This is a genomic window from Mongoliitalea daihaiensis (genome assembly GCF_021596945.1).
Lineage (GTDB): Bacteria > Bacteroidota > Bacteroidia > Cytophagales > Cyclobacteriaceae > Mongoliitalea > Mongoliitalea daihaiensis.
Map to the genome: position 1 here is coordinate 1605574 of NZ_CP063779.1, position 22039 is coordinate 1627612.

At 39.1% G+C, this 22039-nt stretch carries 18 protein-coding genes and 1 pseudogene; 10 read left to right on the plus strand and 9 right to left on the minus strand.

All coding sequences use genetic code 11. The features are described from left to right. Nucleotides 1–2 precede the first annotated feature (2 nt). The 4 genes from IPZ59_RS06770 to IPZ59_RS06785 form a co-directional block, all read right to left on the minus strand. Nucleotides 3–2483 carry a Plug domain-containing protein gene (locus tag IPZ59_RS06770; protein ID WP_236139120.1) on the minus strand — a complete coding sequence of 827 codons (2481 nt, stop codon included), beginning with the start codon at nt 2481–2483 and terminating at the stop codon, nt 3–5. Nucleotides 2484–2498: 15 nt separating this feature from the next. Further along, nucleotides 2499–3746, minus strand: coding sequence for a carboxypeptidase-like regulatory domain-containing protein (locus IPZ59_RS06775; protein WP_236139121.1), 1248 nt, complete (start codon nt 3744–3746; stop codon nt 2499–2501). 408 nt (nt 3747–4154) lie between these two features. Further along, nucleotides 4155–5903 carry a M14 family metallopeptidase gene (locus IPZ59_RS06780; protein ID WP_236139122.1) on the minus strand — a complete coding sequence of 583 codons (1749 nt, stop codon included), beginning with the start codon at nt 5901–5903 and terminating at the stop codon, nt 4155–4157. A gap of 11 nt (nt 5904–5914) precedes the next feature. Next, on the minus strand, nt 5915–7528 hold the full coding sequence (locus IPZ59_RS06785; protein WP_236139123.1) for a M14 family metallopeptidase: 1614 nt from the start codon (nt 7526–7528) through the stop codon (nt 5915–5917). Nucleotides 7529–7761: 233 nt separating this feature from the next. On the opposite strand from IPZ59_RS06785, the gene IPZ59_RS06790 reads away from it, so the two are divergent. The 4 genes from IPZ59_RS06790 to IPZ59_RS06805 all read left to right on the plus strand — a co-directional run bounded on the left by IPZ59_RS06790 (nt 7762) and on the right by IPZ59_RS06805 (nt 12815). Beyond that, complete coding sequence (locus IPZ59_RS06790) at nt 7762–8589, plus strand: universal stress protein (RefSeq protein ID WP_236139124.1); 828 nt, start codon at nt 7762–7764, stop codon at nt 8587–8589. 7 nt (nt 8590–8596) lie between these two features. Then, complete coding sequence (locus IPZ59_RS06795) at nt 8597–9850, plus strand: cation:proton antiporter (protein ID WP_236139125.1); 1254 nt, start codon at nt 8597–8599, stop codon at nt 9848–9850. Nucleotides 9851–9948: 98 nt separating this feature from the next. Beyond that, the gene (gene hemH / locus IPZ59_RS06800; protein WP_236139126.1) at nt 9949–10983 is read left to right on the plus strand and encodes a ferrochelatase; all 1035 of its coding nucleotides are present in this window, start codon (nt 9949–9951) and stop codon (nt 10981–10983) included. A 656-nt stretch (nt 10984–11639) separates the two neighbouring features. After that, nucleotides 11640–12815 (plus strand): CynX/NimT family MFS transporter, encoded by a 1176-nt coding sequence (locus IPZ59_RS06805; RefSeq protein ID WP_236139127.1) that lies wholly within the window; start codon nt 11640–11642, stop codon nt 12813–12815. A gap of 608 nt (nt 12816–13423) precedes the next feature. Here IPZ59_RS06805 and hpf read toward each other — a convergent pair. Both hpf and IPZ59_RS06815 read right to left on the minus strand, forming a co-directional pair. Then, complete coding sequence (hpf, locus tag IPZ59_RS06810) at nt 13424–13729, minus strand: ribosome hibernation-promoting factor, HPF/YfiA family (RefSeq protein WP_189579264.1); 306 nt, start codon at nt 13727–13729, stop codon at nt 13424–13426. Nucleotides 13730–13758: 29 nt separating this feature from the next. Then, entirely contained in the window at nt 13759–14643 is an 885-nt protein-coding gene (locus IPZ59_RS06815) for a tyrosine-type recombinase/integrase (RefSeq protein ID WP_189579263.1), read from the minus strand. A 159-nt stretch (nt 14644–14802) separates the two neighbouring features. Between IPZ59_RS06815 and IPZ59_RS06820 the strand changes: the two genes are divergently transcribed. The 4 genes from IPZ59_RS06820 (at nt 14803) to IPZ59_RS06835 (ending at nt 18027) form a co-directional block, all read left to right on the plus strand. Beyond that, a complete protein-coding gene (locus tag IPZ59_RS06820) occupies nt 14803–15477 on the plus strand; it encodes a hypothetical protein (protein WP_236139128.1) in 675 nt (224 codons plus the stop codon). Between the two features lie 2 nt (nt 15478–15479). Beyond that, nucleotides 15480–15794 carry a hypothetical protein gene (locus tag IPZ59_RS06825; protein ID WP_236139129.1) on the plus strand — a complete coding sequence of 105 codons (315 nt, stop codon included), beginning with the start codon at nt 15480–15482 and terminating at the stop codon, nt 15792–15794. 54 nt (nt 15795–15848) lie between these two features. Next, nucleotides 15849–17303 carry a T9SS type A sorting domain-containing protein gene (locus IPZ59_RS06830; protein ID WP_236139130.1) on the plus strand — a complete coding sequence of 485 codons (1455 nt, stop codon included), beginning with the start codon at nt 15849–15851 and terminating at the stop codon, nt 17301–17303. Nucleotides 17304–17373: 70 nt separating this feature from the next. Next, the gene (locus tag IPZ59_RS06835) at nt 17374–18027 is read left to right on the plus strand and encodes a hypothetical protein (protein WP_236139131.1); all 654 of its coding nucleotides are present in this window, start codon (nt 17374–17376) and stop codon (nt 18025–18027) included. Between the two features lie 206 nt (nt 18028–18233). Here IPZ59_RS06835 and IPZ59_RS06840 read toward each other — a convergent pair whose 3' ends face one another. Together IPZ59_RS06840 and IPZ59_RS06845 are read right to left on the minus strand one after the other, a co-directional pair. After that, nucleotides 18234–18473 (minus strand): DUF433 domain-containing protein, encoded by a 240-nt coding sequence (locus IPZ59_RS06840; RefSeq protein ID WP_236139132.1) that lies wholly within the window; start codon nt 18471–18473, stop codon nt 18234–18236. 355 nt (nt 18474–18828) lie between these two features. Further along, nucleotides 18829–18927 (minus strand): annotated as a pseudogene (locus IPZ59_RS06845) (site-specific integrase); the annotation flags it as partial. A 334-nt stretch (nt 18928–19261) separates the two neighbouring features. Between IPZ59_RS06845 and IPZ59_RS06850 the strand changes: the two are divergent. Continuing rightward, entirely contained in the window at nt 19262–20473 is a 1212-nt protein-coding gene (locus tag IPZ59_RS06850; RefSeq protein WP_236139133.1) for a hypothetical protein, read from the plus strand. Further along, nucleotides 20474–21058 carry a hypothetical protein gene (locus IPZ59_RS06855; protein WP_236139134.1) on the plus strand — a complete coding sequence of 195 codons (585 nt, stop codon included), beginning with the start codon at nt 20474–20476 and terminating at the stop codon, nt 21056–21058. 92 nt (nt 21059–21150) lie between these two features. On the opposite strand, the gene IPZ59_RS06860 is transcribed toward IPZ59_RS06855, so the two are convergent. Then, complete coding sequence (locus IPZ59_RS06860; RefSeq protein ID WP_236139135.1) at nt 21151–22035, minus strand: glycoside hydrolase family 17 protein; 885 nt, start codon at nt 22033–22035, stop codon at nt 21151–21153. Nucleotides 22036–22039 lie beyond the last annotated feature (4 nt).

Sequence of the window (22039 nt, forward strand, 5' to 3'; positions counted from 1 at the left end):
CATCATTTTTTTATAGAGAAAGTTCCAAAGACAGGCTCCATATCACTGGATAAGCCTTCCAAAATGACATCAAATGAATCACTTCCCTGATTTAGCGGGAATGAAATAGTGATTTTACCATCTTCCAGTGTATTGAGGTTTGGGTTCCAATACAGCGTAGATCTGAAGTCTTGAGTAAAAGGAGTACCTTCTTTAAACTCTCCTGAGGGGATATAAAATTCCCTCTCAACCAGATAGCCTTTGGTAAACAGCAGGTCATTTCCTTGTCCCTGTCTTGGGTCTTCCAGCAGGTCAGCTCCTGGATTGCCAGTTTTAGTCAGAATATTGATATAAGCAGAGCCGCCTATCAAAGCTCTATTGGCCAAGTTTGTGATCACATCGATTCTTTCTACCTCGATCATATTTAGGTTCATGACCATCAAAACATCGGTAGGTTGCCCATCTATAAAAATTGGGTTACTCTGATTTTGAGCTCTTCCGGATGCATTTCCTGTTATGGTCCCCCCTCTTATCAATACTGTAGGAGGATGTTGAAAACTAAATACATCTCCTATAACTTGAACTGAAGGTACCCTGCCTCTGAGGAAGTGAATGGCATTGGCATATCCAAAATCTTCTCTGGTGACAGGGACACTGTAGTCAGGTTTGCCTTGGTATAGAAGTGTTCGAGAATCATTTGGCTTGGTTAAACTACTGGCTTCCACAGTGATTTCTTGGAGCAATACTTCTTGCCCAAGGACAAACTGTTCCATCATATTTCTAGCTTCTCCGACTTTAACTATATATTCAAAATCCAACTCCTTCAAATGCCCAACAGGAATTCCGGAAATCACTTTCTCCGGTCTTTCTTTTTCCACTTTATCATCTAACTTGATCAGGTTATTTTTTTTGGGAGATTTGCTATTTCCATCAGCTGACAAATATGCCTGTACAAAAACGGATACTGAATCGTAAAAATCTAATTCTGAAAATAAAAATCGTCCATCCTTATCTGTTTCTCCCTCCATTACTTGAGGAAAATCAAAATAACTATTGACCATCATCGTGAGTTGATGCGGTTCTTTAATCGGATTACCTCCAAGTTGCTTGACTTGCCCGCTAAGTTTTAGACCTTTTTCAAACTCAATTGACTTATTTCTTTCGTCTGCAAGCCTTTTCCAGCTGAATTTTCTCCAGCCTTGCGTTAGCAGGAGGTCATCAAGGTCCTTTTCTGCCGTTTCATTTTTCAGGTCAAAGTAATAGTATGGATTTTCAACCAGCCCGTTCAATTCGGAGCCGAGCTTGAAATGTGACAAAATATTTGTTGCATGCGGAACTAGAGCCACCTGTTTGGTATCCGTAATGGAAACCGAAAAATTTCCCGCTACAGGCACCCCAAACTCATCCATCACGTCTATATCCATGTTCACCATTTCTTTTGGATTGTAGGAAACTTTATCGGTATGGAATTCCACCAGTGCTTGTGCGTAAGGATGTAGGTAAATCAGACGTTCTGCCACCGGAAGGCCAGTTTCTTCCTTCAGGGTAATCTGTGTAATGCCAGGAGGGAAATCGTCTTTTTCGAAACGGATTGTTGCAGTTCCATTCTCAAGTTTGATACTTTCACTCCAGAAAAACTTCCCTCCGGAAATTCCCACCAACAACATATTCTTGTCCGTTGATGAGTTACTATTTACTTCAATAATGCCCTGTAGCTCATCTGAACGTACATCCACATGCAAAACCTCGCCTTTTGCTTTTGCCTTGGGTACTTGAATAGGTTTCCATTTGCTTTGAATTGACTTGACATGAGCAGTATACCTAGCATCCTTTTCAGGGATAAACTCGAAAGAACCCATTCCTAATGGGTTGGATTCAAACCTCAATACCGTGTCTTTTTCATTTTTGAGCAGGTACCCGTAAAACGCCTCTCCGAGTCCTTTATCACCTGTTGCTTTAAACCCTACTTTACTGTTTATCCCTTCCACTAAGTCCCCTCCTTCGGGGAATAAACTGACATTTAGGGTTCCATCCAGCTCTGTCCGTGGAATAAATACATCTTTGATGTCTCCTATCCAAATATCTTTGGCAAAGAGATATTGTTCTCCCGCTAACGCACTTCTTGAGGAAAAAGCGATCAGGCTGTAATTTCCGGGGTTGAGCTCCCTTGGTAAAACAAGGTCTCCCCAACCCAAACCTTGCTCTAACTTGATTGTTGCCTGCACAACAGGCTCTCTTTTCACGTTGCTATACAAGTTAACATATAAGGGAACGGTGGGTGTGGCTTGAAGAATTTCCATTCCTTTTTCCAAAACCCCATAAGCCTTGATCCAGATGGTGTCGTTAAGAAGGTAATGTGATTTGTCCGTGTGTAGATAGACCTTTTCAAATGGGTTGGACTGTTTATGTTGAGTTAATTTTTCCTGTAATTTTTCCGCCAAATCCTGCGCCTGTACACCAAGTGACGTTAGCAGAAGTCCAAATGAGAGTAAGTTACGCAGCATATCAAATTTGTGTTTTCAAGGATTTAATGAATAATTAAATGGCATCAGATCACCTACCTTTTCCCAAGCCATGTACCCTTCAATCATCAGGTCAAAGGGATGAAAGTAGCTACCGTTTTCGAATAGTCTTACAGCATTTCCCAACATCCTGATGGAGGACCTTTGCGGGCTGTTTGATATATTGGTTTCCACAGCCACTCGACCGGTTAATATTTGAGTATCTTTATTAATTAACCTTTTTATGAAAGCCATTTCTTCCATCTCTTCCTTGTAAATCAAGTAAAAAGGCTTATCGTACGTAAGAAATGTTAGTCCGTTTTTGGAAACTTCTACTAGGCCTTCACCAGTCAGCCTCGTTTCAGTGACTTGCTCGATTTCCTTGGGTAAATCTTTTCTTCTGATAATATTTTTTAAGCTGTCCCTGACTAAGGGGTTTAGACTTTTTATTAAAGTTTCCTGAGCTAATTCTGCCAATTCCTCACTAATCACCTCGAGGTTGGGAATACGGTCAATTGTATACATTTCATAACCTTCCTCTTCCACTATTCCCAAGTACAATGACCTGATAAAATGGGCGATACTGCCATTGTATGCCCTTTCTCTGTTTTTATGTAGACTCCTTTCTCTTCGGCGAGGGACATCTGCTTCAATAAAATATGGATATCCAGCAAACCTTGATATTCCACTTTCCAAATCTAGCTCAAAGCCTTCAAGCACATATTGAATGGTGTATCCCAAGTTTGGATTTTCAATCAATACCGTTTCCCTAGCCCTTGCTTTGAGCTTGCCTTTTTCTGATTCTGCATCCAAGACCAAAACCTCTGGATTGAGAATTTTGCAACGCTCAGCATTGATGCTTTGTCCTAGAAAATGCACTTTGAATACATCCAGGTTTCTGTACCATGTTCGATCTCTTTTGATGGTGACTTCAGTCTCTTTCAGATCTATGGGTTCGGGTAATATCCTAAACTCGTAACTTTGCATGAGAAATTGTGTGCTGAAATCATACTTAAATGTCTGGTATCCCATAAAGCTGATGACGAGTTCATGATCACCGGGAGGGATATTGATGGAAAAATGTCCCTCGCTGTCTGATATATCTCCAAATGTAGAGTAGTTGATGAAAACTGTGGCAAACTCCACCGGTTCCAAAGTTTCGGCATCAAGTACCTTTCCCTGAATCACATACTGGGAATAGGCCTTTGGGGAAAGGAGCAAAAATACTGAAAGGATGAAAAAGAAAATGCTTTTGTTTTTTCCCATTTTAAATAGATTAGAATAAGGCCCAAGCGCATAAACTTGCGATTTACAAAGTGTAAAGCTATTTAGTTAGCTGTGCTTACCTGTAAGATTTACGGCCTTAAAATCTAGTCAATTAACCTGCGTTTTGCAACAGGTATTTAAAATTGATAAAAAAATATGTGAAAAATCAGCAGATATGGTGACTTTGAATAGTGTGAAATTTATATAAATTGGCTATTCTTCCTCTGATAAGAGCTCATATTTATAGTGATTGGGTAGCGTTCACCAAAGGAATGTAGCTGATACCTCATTGATGTTTGGGAATAAAAAAGGGTGAACCAAGTAGATTCGTATTCGTAAAAAAAGCCCGAGAACTAGCGCTCTCAGGCTTTTAAAAATAGTAAATGGCTTTATTTTAGCCCGTGTTCATTACTTCTTCCAGCTAGCTTTACCGCCTTTGGCAGAATCAACTGTGATGCTGTAGTTGCTGTTACCGCTCACGATCCAGCGAACTTTTACAGCACCCATACCAGGGATATTGGCTACTGAGATTTTTTCAGGATTGACTTTTTGCTCGGCAAGTTTATTGAAATCCTCGTTTTCTACCACAAAACCTGCTACAACTTTTGCTCCTGAAATACTGATATAATCTGGACGCTGGATTTTGTATTTCAAATCTTGAGATGAGTGTGTTGGGATCATGCGCTCATTGTAGATGGTTGCTGTTATTTCTTTCAAACCTCCTCCTAAATCTTTTTCTTTCACATCAGAAACAGAAAGTTTTGGTGTGTGATAGGCGTGAAGAATGGTAAAGGCAGCATTTCTATGGGCATCTGTTTCCATCAAGAATCCTGGGTGAAGTCTCCCGAAGTTTTTCTTAAATCCTCCCACTTCAATTTCTCCATATTGAGGATGATTGTATGCTTCCCAATTGACAAATGCATCTCCGAAAAGTAAATAGTCATCGGCCTTGAACTGCTCATCCTGATTGTTTCTCCCTGCATTTGTATGGAAATACAAGTAGGAAGTCATCAATTCATTGGAGTAGGTGAAAATACCTCTGCCTCCATAGAACCAATCCAGCTGTCCTCCAAATACGGAATATAAATCTTTGTACACGACGAGGTAACGGTACCCAGGCATAAATTCTTCTCCTTTTTTGGCAATTGCATCGTATACACGGATATCGCTGGCATTGTAGGTTCCTAAGTCTTCTTCCGCACCCGGTCCTCTCAAAATCATCCCTCCATAGTTATGGTAGGATTGTGCTGCTGCAATATTGGGGTGCTTCATCACGAAATCTACGACTGCTCTATTTTCTGGTACTGAGAATGGGTAACGCAAAGCACCTGATTGTATGTAGTCAGGCTGCCAGTTCCAGCCCCAATCTCTGTTAGGATCGTAGTAACCGATCCCATCATCATTGATTACACCGTCCCCATCACGGTCAATACCTTCATAGCCCAGCATTTCGTATTCTCCTTGCTGATCAGGTCCAACCATGACAAGTTTGCGAGGATCCATTTTGTCTTTGACAAATCTACCAGTTGGTGACTTACGGATCATCATAGTGATGTGCCCATCTCCGTTCAAATCATCAAAAGGATCTTCTCCAAATTCACCATCACGGTCGTTGTCAAAAATCATCATTCCTGAACGAGGGGAGTTTTGATTGTTGGCTTCTTTGATGAAGTAATCGTGTGCATCCGGGTTGATGGTCGGAGCAATGTAGAAGGTTTTATCTTTCAATAATTGGGTGATGTAATCCAAGTCTCCATACATCTCTGCTAAATACCAAGCGGTGTAAAGTGTAAATTCCGTTCCTTGAATTTCATTGGAGTGGATGTTTCCATCGATCCACATGGCTGGCTTGTCTTCTGCTTTGCCAGTGCTGAAATCAGTAATGGTTAAGACCCAAATATCATTGCCTTGATAGGATTTGCCAATACTGTTCAATTTGACAATGTTTGGATGTTTCTTGGCCATGTCTTTCATGATCTCTTCCAGTGCCAAGTTGGTGTGGTATCTGTTCCAGGATACAGGAACTTTCGGATTGTGTGGGGTTCCTAATGCGCGGAAATATCTTCCTTCAGCTACCTGGGCAGTGGATTCCTGTATGCCTGTGAAGCACAATGCAGCTCCAATCAGGCCTGTATATACTATATTTTTTAATTTCATGGCTTGATGGATTAAAGTTTCACGTTTAACGTAGCAAATCCTGTATGTGCTGCACCTGCTTTGATGTCAACACTTCCCGAACCTTTTACTACCCAAGTCAACGTGGTCTTGTCAAAAGCGTCGATTTTATTGATTAGCTTGATTTTATCACCTGCGATTAAATCTTTGGCGTCACGGTTGATATCTACTCTCACTCTTCTCAACCATCTGGAGCGAACACCCATATCAGAATGCGTCGGCAGTGGAGAGTTGTTGAATAAATCTACAGTGATGCGCGTAAGGCCATTGCTGAGTTTTTCGGTTTGAAGGTTGTGGAACTCCAACTTAGGACTCATTTCAGCTAATTTTAAGATAAACTCGTTATGCTCTTTTGCAATGTCGGCAACTTTTTCAAAAGGAGGATTGTACATGACAAATGGCTTGATACCTCCTACTTCTACTTTCTGCCCAGGAAGGTCTGGATGCGTAACTGCTTGCCAATCTACAAATGCATCAACGCCTTCACTATCTGCCCAAGCAAGGAAGTTTGCTTCTGCATTTGGATTAGATTTTCCGTCAGCATCCTTGAATTCAGGCACCCACCAGCCTGGAGTAGAGAAGCTTAGTCGTCCAAAGTGGAAATAAGCCCACTGGAAAAAGTCTCCATCTGTACCTTGATTCGTTTGATTGTATGCTTTTGGGGACACCGTTTTGTTGTAGATACCTGAAACCATGCTGTTGATGGCGACATCTTTTTCCAACATGGAAGTGACAATTCTTTTGCGTGCTTCTGCCGCATTGAACTTTAAGGGAGAGGATAAGTTATTTGCAGGAGAGAAAGTGAAAATTGCAAAAATATTCCATTGATCGAACAAGTAATCCAACATGGCTCTTCCTTCTTTTTGAGAAACAGCAAATTCGCCTGCTAGAGGAGTAAATATCGGAAACTTGTAAGTCAAGGAGCGGTTGAAGGCAATTCCTTCTTCCAAATCCTCACCAAACATTCCATCTTTGTCATTGTCACGGGATTCGCTCATCAGCATGTGTGTACCCCTTTCCCCTTTACTTCGGTCAGCTTTGACCATGACGCGGGGATCTTTTTCATGTACGTAGTAATCACCTAGGGGGCTTTCTACACGCATCATGGTGATCATTCCATCTTTGTTCAGATCAACGTATCCATCTTCTGATACTTGACCATCTCTATCCTGATCCACTTTGGCGGCATTTCCTCTCCGTTCATACTTTAAGGATGCATGGTATTGCTCGTAGGCATCTGGAGACATGTTGGGAAATACATAAAATGTATTTTTGTCAAGTGCTGCATTGTTGTCTTTAACCAATGATTCAGCAAATTGTAAAGCGAGTTCCACACTCAGTACATGAAATCCTTCCACGCCACCAACTACTGCGATAGCGGGTTTATTATCCAAATCACCTTTACCGACTTTGAGTACCCAAATATCTTTTCCACCCTCTGTTTTGGTGAGAGAGCTGAGTTTGGCAGTACTGCCGCTGCCAGAGATGGCTTGTAGCCGCTGGGTAAGTTGGCTCAGTGTTGGGTAGTCACCCTGCGCCAAGGATTCGGATTGGACAGCAAAAAGCAATCCAGCTCCGGCAACCCATGATAGTAGGTTTTTCTTCATAAATTTTGAGGTTATATTCTGATTGTCGAAATGCCGAAGAGGCTATTCGACCTCTATGTTACAAAAAAAAGCTCGTGTACGAAATTTCCCTTCGAGTAGCCTGAATAAAGCTTTGCTAAGTGGTTAAAGTGATGGATAAATGGATTTGAGAATTTTCCGTTCTTATAACATTTTTATTTTTCTTACTCAAAAGCAAATAAAAGTGGTATTTTACCAGTTGAAATTTCCGTGTTATGTTTAAAAAGATCGCCCTAGCTATAGCTTTCTCCCCACGTTTTGCATCGTTGATAGCAGAAGCCAAGCGCTTATCTGAAGTTTTTGATGCAGAGTTGATTTTGATTCATGTGGGAGAAAAAGAAGATGCTCAAGTACAAACCTTACATGATGCTTTGGACAAGCTTCAGGTTTTGGATAAAGTGAAGATCTATTGGGAACAGGGAAAGCCGGCCAACAAAATCATGCAGGTATGTGAGGAGCAGGGAGTAGATTTGTTGGTAGCTGGAGCGTTGAAACAAGAAGGCTTATTACAATATTACATAGGTTCGATTGCAAGAAAAATCATTCGGAGATCGAAATGCTCCGTATTGATGCTGATAGAACCATTAGAAAACCCGACGCCATTTGATAAAGTAGTCATTAACGGAACGCAACAAGAGCAGACTCCGAGGGTGATTGCTCAGGGCTTGGATTGGTGTAAAAAAGATCAAGCCAGACAAGTTTTTATTGTAAATGAAATAAAAATGTATGGCATGCAGATGGCTGCTGCTGGAGAGGGGGGAGAGTCTGAGATTGCAAACACCCGAAGAAAGCTGGTCTCGGAAGAGGTGGAGTATGTGGAACAAATTCTAAAAGGATTGGATAAAGGCAATCTAAGAGTCAATGTGAAGATTACCTGCGGAAAGTGGGCAGTCGAATTGGCTAAATTTGCCAGCGATATAAAAGCTGATTTGTTGATTGTAGGAGATGAGGGAAAGCTTGGGTTTTTAGACAGGCTTTTTCCGCATGATTTGGAGGACATTCTCAGTGACCTTCCGTGTAATTTATTGATCGTAAAAAAGTAAGCGCTTCATGGAACATTTATCGCATCAAGATGTAGTCAATCTATTTCTGATGCTAGCGGCCATGTTGCTGCTGGCGAGGATATTTGCTGAGATTGCACAAAAATTTAAGCAACCCGCTGTGGTGGGTGAGCTGTTAGCGGGCATTTTATTAGGGCCTACTATCTTAGGGACATTCTTTCCGGAGTTATTTCAGGATCTATTTTTGAGTAATCCCAATGCCAATTTGGCTTTGGATGGTTTTGTGCAGATTGCCGTTGTCTTGCTGCTATTTATTGCAGGCTTGGAAGTGGAGTTGCATCTAGTATGGTCCCAGGGAAAATCTGCGCTCAGTATAAGTTTATTAGGCTTAATTGTGCCATTTATTCTTGGATTTGTATTTCCTTATTATTTCCCGGAGTTTTTTGGGTTGGTAGAAGGTGATCGATTATTGTTTTCATTGTTTATGGGAACTGCCATGTCCATTACAGCGCTGCCTGTCGTTGTACGGATTCTGATGGATTTGGATTTATTTAAGACCAAGATGGGGATGTTGATTGTAGCTTCTGCCATGGTCAATGATATTATCGGTTGGTTGATTTTTTCTGTGATTTTATCCTTTATGGGAAAAGCAGGAAACTTGTCGTTGATGCAGACGATAGGAATCACCCTGCTGTTTACTTTCTTTATGTTGACCATCGGGAAGTTTATCATCAATAAAGCCCTGCCTTGGATCAATAAAAAATTGGCTTGGCCTGGTGGGGTATTATCCCTTTCCATGGCATTTTGTTTTATGGCAGCGGCCTTTACTGAATGGCTTGGAATCCATGCGATTTTTGGTGCATTCTTGTTAGGAGTAGCTTTAGGTGACTCCGAACATATGTCTGAGCGTGCCAAAGAAATTGTTCATCAATTCATCAACAACATCTTTGCACCGCTTTTTTTCGTATCTATCGGTCTTAAGATTAATTTCTTCACCAATTTTGATTTGTTACTGACGCTGGCAATTCTAGTGATTTCATTTGCTGGTAAAATTGTGGGCAGTGGTTTTGGGGCCTACAAAGGAGGTTTCAATGTCAAAGAGTCTTTGGCGGTGGGATTTGGGATGAACGCTCGTGGAGCCATGGAAATTATTTTAGGATTGATTGCGTTGGAAAATGGATTGATCGGGGAAAAGCTCTTTGTAGCTTTGGTCATCATGGCGATTGTAACGAGTATGAGCAGTGGCCCTTTGATGAAATGGTCGCTGAAAGCGGCAAAAGAAGAGCGCGAAGCTGCTTCCTAGCTCCATCAATCGTTCATACAAAGATTCAATTAGAAATTTGTAACCAAAGGCAGTACTTTTGGTTTTTAATGGAAAAATAGACATTACAATACGTAAAAATGAGTAAGAATAAGGCAAAAATTGGTGTATTGCTGGTGAATTTGGGAACTCCCGACAGCACTGCTGTAGGTGATGTGAGAAAATACTTGAGAGAGTTTCTCATGGACGGACGGGTGATTGATTTTCCATTTATCCCTCGCTGGATGTTGGTGAATTTGATCATCGCCCCTTTTCGATCCTTCAAATCTGCGGCTGAATATAGAAAAGTGTGGGAAGAAAGGGGATCCCCTTTGATGTTTCATACTGTAGATCTGCGCGACAAGCTGACTGAAAAATTGGATTCCGATAAGTACATAGTAGAAATGGCCATGCGTTATCAAACTCCCAGTATTGAGGAAGGATTGAATAAACTTAACAAGGCCAATGTCAGAAAGATCATTGTTATTTCATTATTCCCCCAGTACGCATCTGCTACCAATGGCTCTGTCGTAGATAAAGTAATGGAAATTGCCCGTACTTGGCAGATTATTCCTAATATCTCTTTTGTCAATAATTTTGTGGAGCATCCTTTATTCTTGGAAGCTTGGGCTGAATTGGGTAGAGAGTGGATGGCTAAGCAGGAGTATGACAAATACCTGTTCTCCTATCACGGACTTCCTGCAAGACAGATAAAGAAAGGCTCGGTAGATAACTATTGTCAATTGAGTGATAAATGCTGTGGGAATTATACCAAGAAGAATCAATTTTGCTATAGAGGGCAGTGTTTTTATACCACCCGTCTGATTGCAGAAAAGTTGGGTATTCCTATGGAAAAAACCATCACTTGCTTCCAGTCAAGGCTTGGAAAGGATACTTGGATTCAGCCTTACACGGAGGATGTAATCGAGGAATTAGCAAAAGACGGCATCAAAAAGGTGTTGGTGTTCTCTCCGGCTTTCGTGGCAGATTGTTTGGAAACTACGGTGGAAGTTGGACAGGAATACAAAGAAGAATTCATCGAATTAGGTGGTGAACAATGGGATTTAGTACCAAGCTTAAATTCCAATGATACTTGGGTGGAGTGTGTGAAGGAGTTGGTGGAGGAGAATAGTTGATTTTGGAGATATTGATAGATATTATTTGATATTGAGTTTCTCCTGTGGATTGAAATAAGGATTGAAATAATAATTAGTCTAGCTAATTCCAACTTGCGTCAGCAAAATATCTGTAAATCAGTATAATCTGTGGATAGAAAAGATATTGATTGATATTGGATATTAATTGATATTGAAATTTCGCTTCGACTTAAAATAAAGTTGAAATAGGGGTGGTGGGTTAAGGAGGAAGTTTCGTTTCCAGGAAATGTAACCGCCAAGGTCTCGGAGGTTTGAGCAGAGGGCGCAGAGAGGCGCTTTGGAAAATTTGAGAGTGATATTGGTATTCCTTGTGGATTGAAATAAGGTGGAAATAAGGGTTGAAATAATAATTAGTCGAGCCAATTCCAACTTGCGTCAGCAAAATATCTGTAAATCAGTATAATCTGTGGATAGAAAAGATATTGATTGATATTGGATATTAATTGATATTGAAATTTCGCTTCGACTTAAAATAAAGTTGAAATAGGTGTGGTGGGTTGAGAAAGACGATTCGTTCCTAAGAAATAGTAACTGCAAAGGTCTCAAAGTTTTGAGCAAAGGTCGCTGATAGAGAGAAAAATAATCTTTGGGTTCTTTGCGTTGCCTTTGCATCTTTGCGGTTTAGAACAAAAAAGGTGGAAATAAAAAAGTTGGCCCAGAGTAATGGGTTTTTGTTTTTTGGGATTTTGTTGGTTGCTTTTAATTTGCGGCCTTCGATCACGGCTGTAGGTCCTTTGATTCCAATGATTCGGGAGGATTTGGGTTTGAGCAATGGCTGGGCTGGTTTTCTGACCACTTTACCTTTGTTGACATTTGCTACCTTTTCCTTGTTTTCGGCAGCTATAGGTAAGCGCTTGGGGAATTCACAGGCTATTTTTTGGGCCTTGGTCCTCATTTTGGCAGGTACAATTCTACGTGTTCAGGGAGGTTCTTGGCTCCTGTTTGTAGGAACTGGCATCACAGGGGTAGGGATTGTCATTTGTAATGTGCTACTGATACCATTAATTAAAAACCGCTTGCCCCACAAAATCGGTGTTGCCACGGCCTCCTATACTACTGGGATGACTTTATTTGCGGCGATTGCATCGGGGATTTCGGCTCCTTTGGCGTTGGACTTCGATTGGGGCTGGCGAGGTTCTTTGTTGTTTTGGGCTGTGTTACTGCTTATCGGAATTTTGGTTTGGGCTCCTCAGGCAGCTGTGAAGGTTCAGGGAAAGCAACAACAATCAGACATTCCCAAAGTCAATGTATGGAAATCTCGTTTGGCTTGGCAAGTGAGTTTGTTTATGGGTGTGCAATCTTTGTTGTTTTTCACCATTGTTGCCTGGTTGCCGGATATGATGATTGATCGGGGATTGAGTCCTGTGCAGGCGGGGGTATTGATTTCGGTGATGCAGTTAGTGGGGTTGTTGGGTTCGTTTTTAGCACCAATTATCGCTGTTAAATTCAAAGATCAGGTGGGGATGGTGTTGGTATTAGGAGGGATGTATGTGATTGGATTCATGACCTTGTTTAGTGGAAGTCTTTGGATCAATTACGCTGGGCTTACTTTGGTAGGAATTGGCTTAGGCTCCAGTATTTCGTTAGCTTATACCTTGATTGGTCTGAGAACTGATGCCGAACAAACCACTGCCTCTCTTTCAGGCATGTCTCAATCGACGGGATATTATCTCGCCGCATTGGGTCCTTTACTATTTGGGATTGCTTTTGATATCTGGCAGGATTGGAATTTGTTGATTTATTTGCTGCTAGTTTGTAGCTTATTGTTTACCTATTTTGGGTGGAAATCTGGGGTAGCGAAAAAAATTTAGTAAATGGTGTTTTACCATTAAGGTATTAAGAGAATGAAGGTTTTTCTTCATGTTCCTTAACTTCTTAATGGTTTCTCTTTTCCGGACAAATTTCCTTTACTGTTTTTTACCATTAAGGTATTAAGGGAATGAAGGTTTGCCCTTAATGTTCCTTAACTCCTTAATGGTTCGTTTTTCCTTCAAAAATCTCGGTCTATGGTTTTGTTGCCATTAAGGTATTAAGGTTTTTCTTCATGATTCTTAACTCCTTAATGGTTTCTCTTTTCCGGACAAATTTCCTTTACTGTTTTTTACCATTAAGGTATTAAGGGAATGAAGGTTTGCCCTTAATGTTCCTTAACTCCTTAATGGTTCGTTTTTCCTTCAAAAATCTCGGTCTATGGTTTTGTTGCCATTAAGGTATTAAGGTTTTTCTTCATGATTCTTAACTTCTTAATGGTTTCTCTTTTCCGGACAAATTTCCTTCACTGTTTTTTACCATTAAGGTATTAAGGGAATGAAGGTTTGCCCTTAATGTTCCTTAACTCCTTAATGGTTTCTCTTTTTCGAGGAAATCTTATTCCATGGTTTTTCTAACAAAAAAAGCCCCGCTATTGCGAGGCTTGTTGTTATTGGTGGGCTAGGACCACTTTTTCTTTAAACTTCTTCAATTGTCTCCGGAGTGCTTCGACGGCCTCATCCGTAGCAGCTTCGAAGGAGTCCGCTTGTTGCTTGGCAAAGAGAATTTTGCCGGGCACATTGAGTTTGATTTCTACAATTTTATTTTCATTCTTTTCGTTTTTGTCAAGTCTCATAAAAACTTCACCATCGACAATGCGGTCGTAAAACGTATCCAATTTATCCGCTTTTTTCTGGATAAAGTCGATCAGCTTTTGGTCTGCGTCGAAATGGATGGAATGCATTTGAAGTTTCATAACATTACTGGTTTAAAGTTAAACGTATATTAAGCTTTCGGATGTGCTTGGTTATACACAGCCTTGAGTTTTTCCATAGAATTATGCGTATACACTTGCGTCGCGGCGAGGTTGGCATGTCCCAAAAGGTCTTTTACTGCATTGAGATCTGCCCCTTTGTTAAGCAAGTGGGTGGCAAAGGTATGTCTCAACAAATGCGGACTTCGCTTGGTCGTTTGAGCAAAGAGATCTAAATAATGTCTGACAATTCGATATATCATCATAGGGTATGCTTGCTCCTTCTCTTTAGTAACGATAAAATAGTCACTTTCTTTTGTATTCGGAAATGTTTCTTCAAATACTTTTTTGTATGAAATTATATTTTCCTGAAGCCTCGAAATGATGGGAATTATTCTTTCTTTTTTGCGTTTTCCGAATACCTTGACTTGCTGCTGGGCTAGGTCTATATCTTTCCATTGGAGCTGAGTAAGTTCTGAAAGACGTACTCCTGTCAAATACAAAAAATCCATGACCATGCGGTCTCGCTGTCCCTCAAAGTCGATAGGGTAATTGATTTCTTCTAGGATTTTATCGATGGCCTCCTCTTGGACAAATTCAGGTAGTCGCTTGGGCGTTTTCAGCGCTTTGATTTTATAGGTTGGGTCTTTGGAGATTTCACCTGAGCGGAGGAGAAACTTATAAAATGAGCGGAGGGTGGCTATTTTTCTATTGATAGATGTTGGACTCAACTTGGTATCCACTAAATCAATCACCCAAGCTCGGATTTCGGCATGTTCGGCCAAGCTGATATCCTCCTTTTCAAAGGATGTCTTACAAAACTCCGCAAACTGCTCCAAATCCTTACGATAAGCTAAAACCGTATGCGCACTCGCCCGCTTTTCGTATTCCAAGTAATTGATAAATGATTCTACCATAGGAAAATGAAGGTAAGTAAAGGAGTGGGGATTTCAAAAAATAGTAATAAACTAATTGTTTATTTCTAATTTTTAATTGTTTAGTAAATATTCCTTAGTATTGTCTGGGATTATTAAATAAAATATTCATCTTTAAAAAATTATTTAGTTAAAAAAAATATGAAATATAAAAACGCTATGCTATTAATTTTTTCTTTCTTTTTTATTTTTTCTAGTTATGGACAAAATGAATCAAATATGTGGGAAGTGGGAATTGATGCTTTATCTCTTTTTTCCAAAAATCAACTGCCATCTTATTCTGTTTTTGGTAGGTATAGGATTAACCCTGGTGCAGATAAGGGGAGTTTTATCAGAGCTAGGGTAGGTTATCAAATCGATGATTTTGAAAATAATAGTCCAAATGGACCTTCTGTTTTTTTTCAAGCTAATGAAGCTGTTAATACGATAATATTACTTGGTTATCAACGAGAAATTATAAGTAGGCCAAGGAATTCAATGTATATTGGAGGGGATTTTTTATTTTCAAAAGAAAAAGGTTTCAGAGAAACTCTTCTTAGAAGTGATGCCGTAGAAGGTGGGTTAGATAGTGGCACCTTGGATAAAACGGTAACTTCTATAAATTTTAATAGCTTTATTGGGTTTAGTTATAACCTATTCCCTCATTTGAAACTTTCTTTTGAATCAGGGTTTTTTCTGGGGAAAACTCAAATGGAAGAATTGTATAATTTAACAACTCCTCGAGGGGATAGGATAGCTTATGGGTCTGTTTCATCTGAGAAGTTTGAATTTGGGGTTTTACCATTTTATCAAGTGTTTTTGACTTTAAACTTTTAATTATGAAAATCTTATATTTCTTTTCGCTATTGTTTTTGATTTTAATTTCTTTTTTTTTCCAAACACCAAAGGTTACATTTTCTCCATTTGGTTCATCACCTTTTTGGTATGGAGAGCAAACATCATTTAGTTTGGGTTATACAGTTGATGATGTTAATATAATTACACCCACTTGCAGTTTAAGAATTGCAAGTGTTATTGGTAACGAAGGCGCCTCGGCCATAATTAATCCAACACTTGATGCGGTGTTAGTAACTTGGGGAAATCAAAAAACACGTAATGAAAGTCTCGCTAAAGTTAAAATCACGTTAGGTTAATGTAATAATGCTGGCTTCAACACCAGTTTTGAATCTTCAAATTCGTATCATGTAATGTCAATAACAGCAGAAATTCCTTCTAGAATAAACAACTCTGATCTTCAATCGATACCTATTTGTCAGACTTCAGCAGTTGCATTTAGTGTATCACCTATGGCAATTCCAAATGGAGTAGGTAGAGCTGCATCTGGATATGAATGGACTATACCTGCTGGCTGGAAGTATGCTGATGGTTCAACATCCAATGGATCTGCGCGATTGTTTACATCAGCAAGCGCTTTCAATCAAAGTTTTTTTCCAAATTGTGGAAATATTAATGAGAGTGTTAAAGTTAGAGCTTGGACAGATACAGAAGGAAGAGGTATTCCACATTTTAGTCTTCCAAGAACAATTCTTATAAATAGGACACCTGCCCTAGCAATTTCAACTCCGAATGATATAAAATGTGGAGTACCTTTTTTAGCTTCTGTACAAGATTTGCCTTGTGCTGTTTCGGATAGTTATATATGGACTTTGCCGTCTGGATGGACGATGACAGGAACTGGTAGAACAAGGATGATTATACCTTCTGGTTCTACATTACAAACAATATCAGTAAATATATCCTTAAGTTCAGGATGTACAATTGCAACGTCCAAATCAATTTCACCACAAAATGCTGGAACTATTTTAGGTCCTCCAAATGAATCTGTTTGTACAAGTGGTAGTACATTTTCGTTGAATGATGCTCCAGTAAATTCTCTAATTTCATGGACTGTTATCCCATCCAATCGAGTTATTTCCTCTTCAGGGAATGGATCTTCAGCATTTTTGTTGCCAAGTTCAAATCCCGGAATTGCAACGCTGAGATTTACTGTATCCGGTGCATGTAATTATGTAGTCACAAAACAAATATATGTAGGACCTATCCAAACAGAAAATATTTTTAATTCTGCATTTACAGCTTCGGCAGGAGGGTATCCATATGTCTGTCCTAATGGAGTATATGTGACACACATTAGTCCCTTTAATTCAACATATCAATATGAAGTACTGGTGACTAATGGTTATTCCACACATTATGGTACAAATCCAAATACTTTTGTCATAAATGTATCTAATTATACTCCTTCTCAATTTGTTGATGCTTCAGTTTCAATTAGGGTAAACAATGGCTGCGGTTGGAGCGAATGGGAAACTACGAACTTATATTCGGATCAATTTGCTTGCCCTCCAGGGAGTGGCTGTAATCCAGAAAACGGTGATTTATGTCTTTTACTATATCCAAACCCATCTTCAGAAGAAGTCTCTATTTCACTTTTAGGGGTTGAACAGCATGAGAAAAAAACCGGAAAAGAAGTTATTGAAGGGCAATTATTTCTATATGATAAAAATGGTGTTCTCAGAAGATCTGAAACTATATCTAAGAAGCGAACTATGAATATTCAAGATCTTCCTTCGGGGATTTATGTTATGCATTACCGAAATGGAAAATACGTCACTAAAACTCAATTAAAAATTGAGAAATAAATTTACTGAAATTGAATTCTAAATTATGGGTTATATATTTTCAAGCGTCTTTGCTAAATCATTAATTTTCTTGCTATTATTAATTTTAGCGAGTTCTGAGCATCTTTGCGCTCAGGATATCGGCAGGATTCCGAGGTGGGAGATTGGTTTAGATGCCCTTTCTCTGATTGATAAAAATGAGCTTCCCGCCTATTCCATTTTCGGAAGAATGGTATTAAATCCTCAAACTACCAAAAAGACTAGTCTAAGACTGAGATTGGGAGTAGAAGGATATACCAACTTGGACTCTGCATTTAGTGGAAATAGGGTGGGTCTTGATTATCGTACCAATTCTTTTTATATCTCCACAGGTATACAAAAAGAGCTCTTGAACCTTGGAAATTGTTCAGTTTATGTTGGTGGAGATTTTGGTTTTTATAGAAAAGCAAATTTAAAAGATCATACTGGCGAATTTGGTTGGAATGTGATTGGGTATGACAATTATCGAGAAATAAATCTAAGATTTGCAGGTATTTTAGGTTACACCCATCAGCTTGGAAATAACTTCGCTATTTCAGTTGAAAGTAGTTTGCAAACAAACTATTCCAATCAAAAGCAGGATACAGACTATGTTTCTGCGTTTAGTGAGGATGTTTTAATTGTCACCGTAGAAAATAGGACCATTACAATTTGGAGATCAGGTTTTACACCCTTTTACCAAGTGTTGTTCAGCTATAGGTTTTAGATTATCCATGTATAGGTGGGGACTGATGTCAGCGAAAATTGCCTAATAAAGTAAACGGATTGATTTTGATGAAGGATTTCATAAAGTTTTCAATATTTTCTTATCCGTATGGAGTTTTTATCGACAACTGTAAAGCAATTAGAAAAATCAATACCTCTAGTTATAAGGTCAAATAAAATTTCGCCAATAGAAATAGGGCTAAAATTTCATAAAGCTTTCGCTCTGATTTCATAGACCAGCCCATCCTTCACAAGGTCATTCAAATAAGAATAAACAGCAAGTAGATCTTCTTTTGTCAATAAAGGGTAAGATTGTAAAATCATTTCTTCTGACCAGCCATTAGCTAGTCTATCCAAAATAAACTCGATTGAAATGCGCGTACCTTTGATAATAGGTTTGCCCATTAGCACATTTTTGTCAGAAACAATCCGTTCTTTCCAATTCATACATCAAATATACTAAATGCCTTGAATAGTAGATTGATAAATTATTTCATTGTCAATAACCATGAGAGCGTTATTAAAATCTGTTGACCATTGCCCTCAATCAAATCCGATTGAGGGCAATTTTTTTAAAAGCTCTCCTACTCAGTACTTCAGCTCCTCGTCTTTGGTCCAGATACCCCAATAGGCACCTACATCACCTTCTGCACCGACTTTCCACGACTCATCAAAGGAAGAGAAGTAGTGCATGTCTATGTTGTCCAATTTAGACTAGGGTTGCCTTTTGATGAAGGATTTCATAAATATTTCAATGACAGGTACAGCTCGATTCAATTGAGTTCAAGTGTTGCTGTCATAAGAACCTCGCAAACTGCTCCAGATCCTTACGATAAGCTAAAACTGTATGCGAACTCGCCCGTTTTTCGTATTCCAAGTAATTGATAAATGATTCTACCATACAGAAATGAAGGTAAGTAAAGGAGTGGGGATTTCAAAAATTTGTGTCTCACTAGTATACTTGAGATTTCCTATATTAATTCGATTTAGGCAATTTATTGGATTAGACCCAAGTGAATTTTGAGAGTATCTTCTAGCATTTCCTCTATAATTATAGATAAAAATACCCAAAATTGGGTATTGTTTGGATTTAAATCACGAAATATATTTGCAAAAAATTCAAATAATACTATTATGAAAAAACGTTTATCTATCTATCTATCCTATTTTTAGGATTAGTGGCTATTAGCTCCTGTCAGGATGCTGGACAGGAAGATTTGTTAGCTCAAGAGCTGTTGGAACTCAATCAAAAGAAGGAGCTAAGTGAGTACGAAAGCAAGTTAAAAGAGCTGAGTTTGTTTATGGGAGAAGTCTTCAAAGATCGGGAGGCAAGAAAGGAATTGTTTGAATTGGCAAAAGCTGATGAGTACATAGATGATATTGATTACAGCCTTAAGGCTTTGCTCCAAACCAATGAAAATCCGGTATCTAAAAAGAGGTCAGCGATTGCTCAGGCTTTTTACAGTCATTTAGAGAATTTTCGTGTTTTAGAGATGGATTTAGATAAACATGATTTAATCAATTTTATAAACTCTCATAATATAACTATTCTTGCTCCGTATTTAGTGGGCTATTTTAATCCTGAACAACTGACTGAGTTGACAGTGTCATGGTGGACCGAAGAGATGGAGATTAAAGGATATGCAAATGACCCGGATTGGAAGGGAGAGACCCCAGGATATAGAATAAAATTAGATGAAGAAGACAGGATAATTTTATTTCCAAAAGATTCCAGTGACCATCGAAATCCTGAACTTGTTATGACAAATGATGACTATGCTATGACAAATCCGACCATCGTAATTGGGGAATTTTTAGAAATTGATGATTCAAATAAAAGTCATAATAGTAATTATTTAACAGAGCGAATATCTTCAATCGGTAACCTCCCACATTTAATTGGTGTAAATTGTACAAATGTCTTACCTACTGATGTTGTTAGATGGACCATGCCTGAGTTTAGAATTACAGGGAATACTAGAGGATGGCCTCACCCTAATAGGATAACGATGTGGGTAGTTTCTGCAACAAATCCAGGTACTAATCCTTTTATAAATGAAAAGAAAATAAAAAGAGGTGATTTTGATTGGAAGTCCGATTTTATTCCAAATAATGGGACTTTGGTGTCAGGCTGGGAATCCATTAATTTGAATCAACAAATGATTATTGGAGTCAAAAGACCATCAAATAGAATTAGATCCACAGTTGTAGTTTCTACAGTTAATTCAAACGGAATAATCTCTAATTCTTCTACTATCAATATTGAAAAAAATATGACATATCTTGTGACTAGTCAATCTTGGTTGAGGTGCTCCGAATTGAATGGAAACTATATGGCAAATAATGGAAATGGTTTCAGAGGACCTCTTGCGATTTGGGCTTATGGTGTAAATAGAAGAGAATTTGAAGTTCAGTTTACGTTGGCACATCAAATCATTAGAAATTAAATGAAATTGTTATTCTTGTTGGTTGGAATTTTATGGTCAACTAATGGCTTTTCACAAAGAAAATCTGAATGGTATTTTCAAACAAATACAAATCTGTTATACGATTTTGGCTTTCAAACTGGTGTAACTCCAGGAGTCGGTATGTATTTTGGATATAGTCCAGATTTAAATTTATTCTCTGAATTAAAACCAAGAATCAGTGTTGGGTTTGAAAGTACACCTGCAGCTTGGTTCTCAAAAGCACCAAACCATTTCTGGTATAATCAGAATATCAGGGTTAATTTGTCTTTGGATCGAAAAATTCAATCATTTTCAAATCGAACTATTTGGATTGGTTTGGGGACATCAATTTTCGTAGGAGAAATGATTACAGGAAGAGGAAGATTATTTGATCAAGCTGGCCAATTATTAGAAATCTCCCAACAAACATCAATTGAAGGAGCATTTTCAATTCAAGCAAGTTTTAGGTATAAGAATCCGAATATTTCTTCAAAAATGAATTTCGGGCATTCGATAGATTGGGTAGTTGCGCATAGAAGTTTGATTCAAAGTTTCTCTTTGTTTTGGCTTCTTTCTGAAAAATAAGAGTTATGAAAAAAAATTTTGCTGGAATTTAAACCAAAATTGCCCTCAATCAAATCCGATTGAGGGCAATTTTTTTAAAAGCTCTCCCACTCTCAGTACTTCAGCTCCTCGTCTTTGGTCCAGATGCCCCAGTAGGCCCCCACATCACCTTCTGCACCGACTTTCCACGACTCATCAAAGGAAGAGAAGTAGTGCATGTCTATGTTGTCCACTTTGGACCAGGTTTGCATATTGATAAAGTACCTCATAAAGTTTTCATCGGAAGGGACAGCTCCATACAGGGGAGTGCCTTGGCTTGGCCATCCTGTTTCGGTGATGATTACCTTTTTGCCTTTGCCAGCTCTTAGCGCTCTCTGATACATATCTTTGATATACACCAAGGAGTACTCCTGCATGCAGCCTTCCCAGTATGGGTAGCAATTGGCCAAAATCACATCGCAAGCGTTAGTAATGCGAGGTTTCAGTTCAAACTCATAATAGGCATCTACATAGCCTACAGGCACTTTCGGAATGGCTTGTTTCACATGCTCAATAAAGCCTAGCAACTCATCTTCGGTCAGGTCTTTGCGGTACAATACCTCATTGCCGACAGCTGCGATATCTACATAACCCTCCTTAGCCAACTTAATTAATCCGGCCACTTCTGCTTGGTTGATAGCATCATCTTTCCCCAGCCAAGCACCCACCAGTGTTTTCATCCCGAGTTCTTTGGCGATGATAGGAATCAATTCATTTCCCTCCGTACAAGAAAATGAGCGCACCCATTTCGTGTAAGGGCGAATGATTTCCAGTCTTCGGCGAACTTGCTCTTCCGTCAGTTGATCACCCGGTTGTTGACCTTCTACATAAGGGCTAAAGCATAATCCGTGCATTCCAGACTCCAGTACTTCATTGTAAAGTGCTGCAAGTTCTTCTTTGGATAGTCCTTCAAAATTACGTCCCGTCAGCGCCAGGACTTTGTCAGCATTAAATGACATAGTA

Excerpts from the sequence above, each read along its gene's own strand:
- IPZ59_RS06770 (WP_236139120.1), bottom strand. The coding sequence starts at position 2,483 with ATGCTGCGTAACTTACTCTCATTTGGACTTCTGCTAACGTCACTTGGT.
- IPZ59_RS06775 (WP_236139121.1), bottom strand. The coding sequence starts at position 3,746 with ATGGGAAAAAACAAAAGCATTTTCTTTTTCATCCTTTCAGTATTTTTG.
- IPZ59_RS06780 (WP_236139122.1), bottom strand. The coding sequence starts at position 5,903 with ATGAAATTAAAAAATATAGTATATACAGGCCTGATTGGAGCTGCATTG.
- IPZ59_RS06785 (WP_236139123.1), bottom strand. The coding sequence starts at position 7,528 with ATGAAGAAAAACCTACTATCATGGGTTGCCGGAGCTGGATTGCTTTTT.
- IPZ59_RS06790 (WP_236139124.1), top strand. The coding sequence starts at position 7,762 with ATGTTTAAAAAGATCGCCCTAGCTATAGCTTTCTCCCCACGTTTTGCA.
- IPZ59_RS06795 (WP_236139125.1), top strand. The coding sequence starts at position 8,597 with ATGGAACATTTATCGCATCAAGATGTAGTCAATCTATTTCTGATGCTA.
- hemH (WP_236139126.1), top strand. The coding sequence starts at position 9,949 with ATGAGTAAGAATAAGGCAAAAATTGGTGTATTGCTGGTGAATTTGGGA.
- hpf (WP_189579264.1), bottom strand. The coding sequence starts at position 13,729 with ATGAAACTTCAAATGCATTCCATCCATTTCGACGCAGACCAAAAGCTG.
- IPZ59_RS06815 (WP_189579263.1), bottom strand. The coding sequence starts at position 14,643 with ATGGTAGAATCATTTATCAATTACTTGGAATACGAAAAGCGGGCGAGT.
- IPZ59_RS06820 (WP_236139128.1), top strand. The coding sequence starts at position 14,803 with ATGAAATATAAAAACGCTATGCTATTAATTTTTTCTTTCTTTTTTATT.
- IPZ59_RS06825 (WP_236139129.1), top strand. The coding sequence starts at position 15,480 with ATGAAAATCTTATATTTCTTTTCGCTATTGTTTTTGATTTTAATTTCT.
- IPZ59_RS06830 (WP_236139130.1), top strand. The coding sequence starts at position 15,849 with ATGTCAATAACAGCAGAAATTCCTTCTAGAATAAACAACTCTGATCTT.
- IPZ59_RS06840 (WP_236139132.1), bottom strand. The coding sequence starts at position 18,473 with ATGAATTGGAAAGAACGGATTGTTTCTGACAAAAATGTGCTAATGGGC.
- IPZ59_RS06855 (WP_236139134.1), top strand. The coding sequence starts at position 20,474 with ATGAAATTGTTATTCTTGTTGGTTGGAATTTTATGGTCAACTAATGGC.
- IPZ59_RS06860 (WP_236139135.1), bottom strand. The coding sequence starts at position 22,035 with ATGTCATTTAATGCTGACAAAGTCCTGGCGCTGACGGGACGTAATTTT.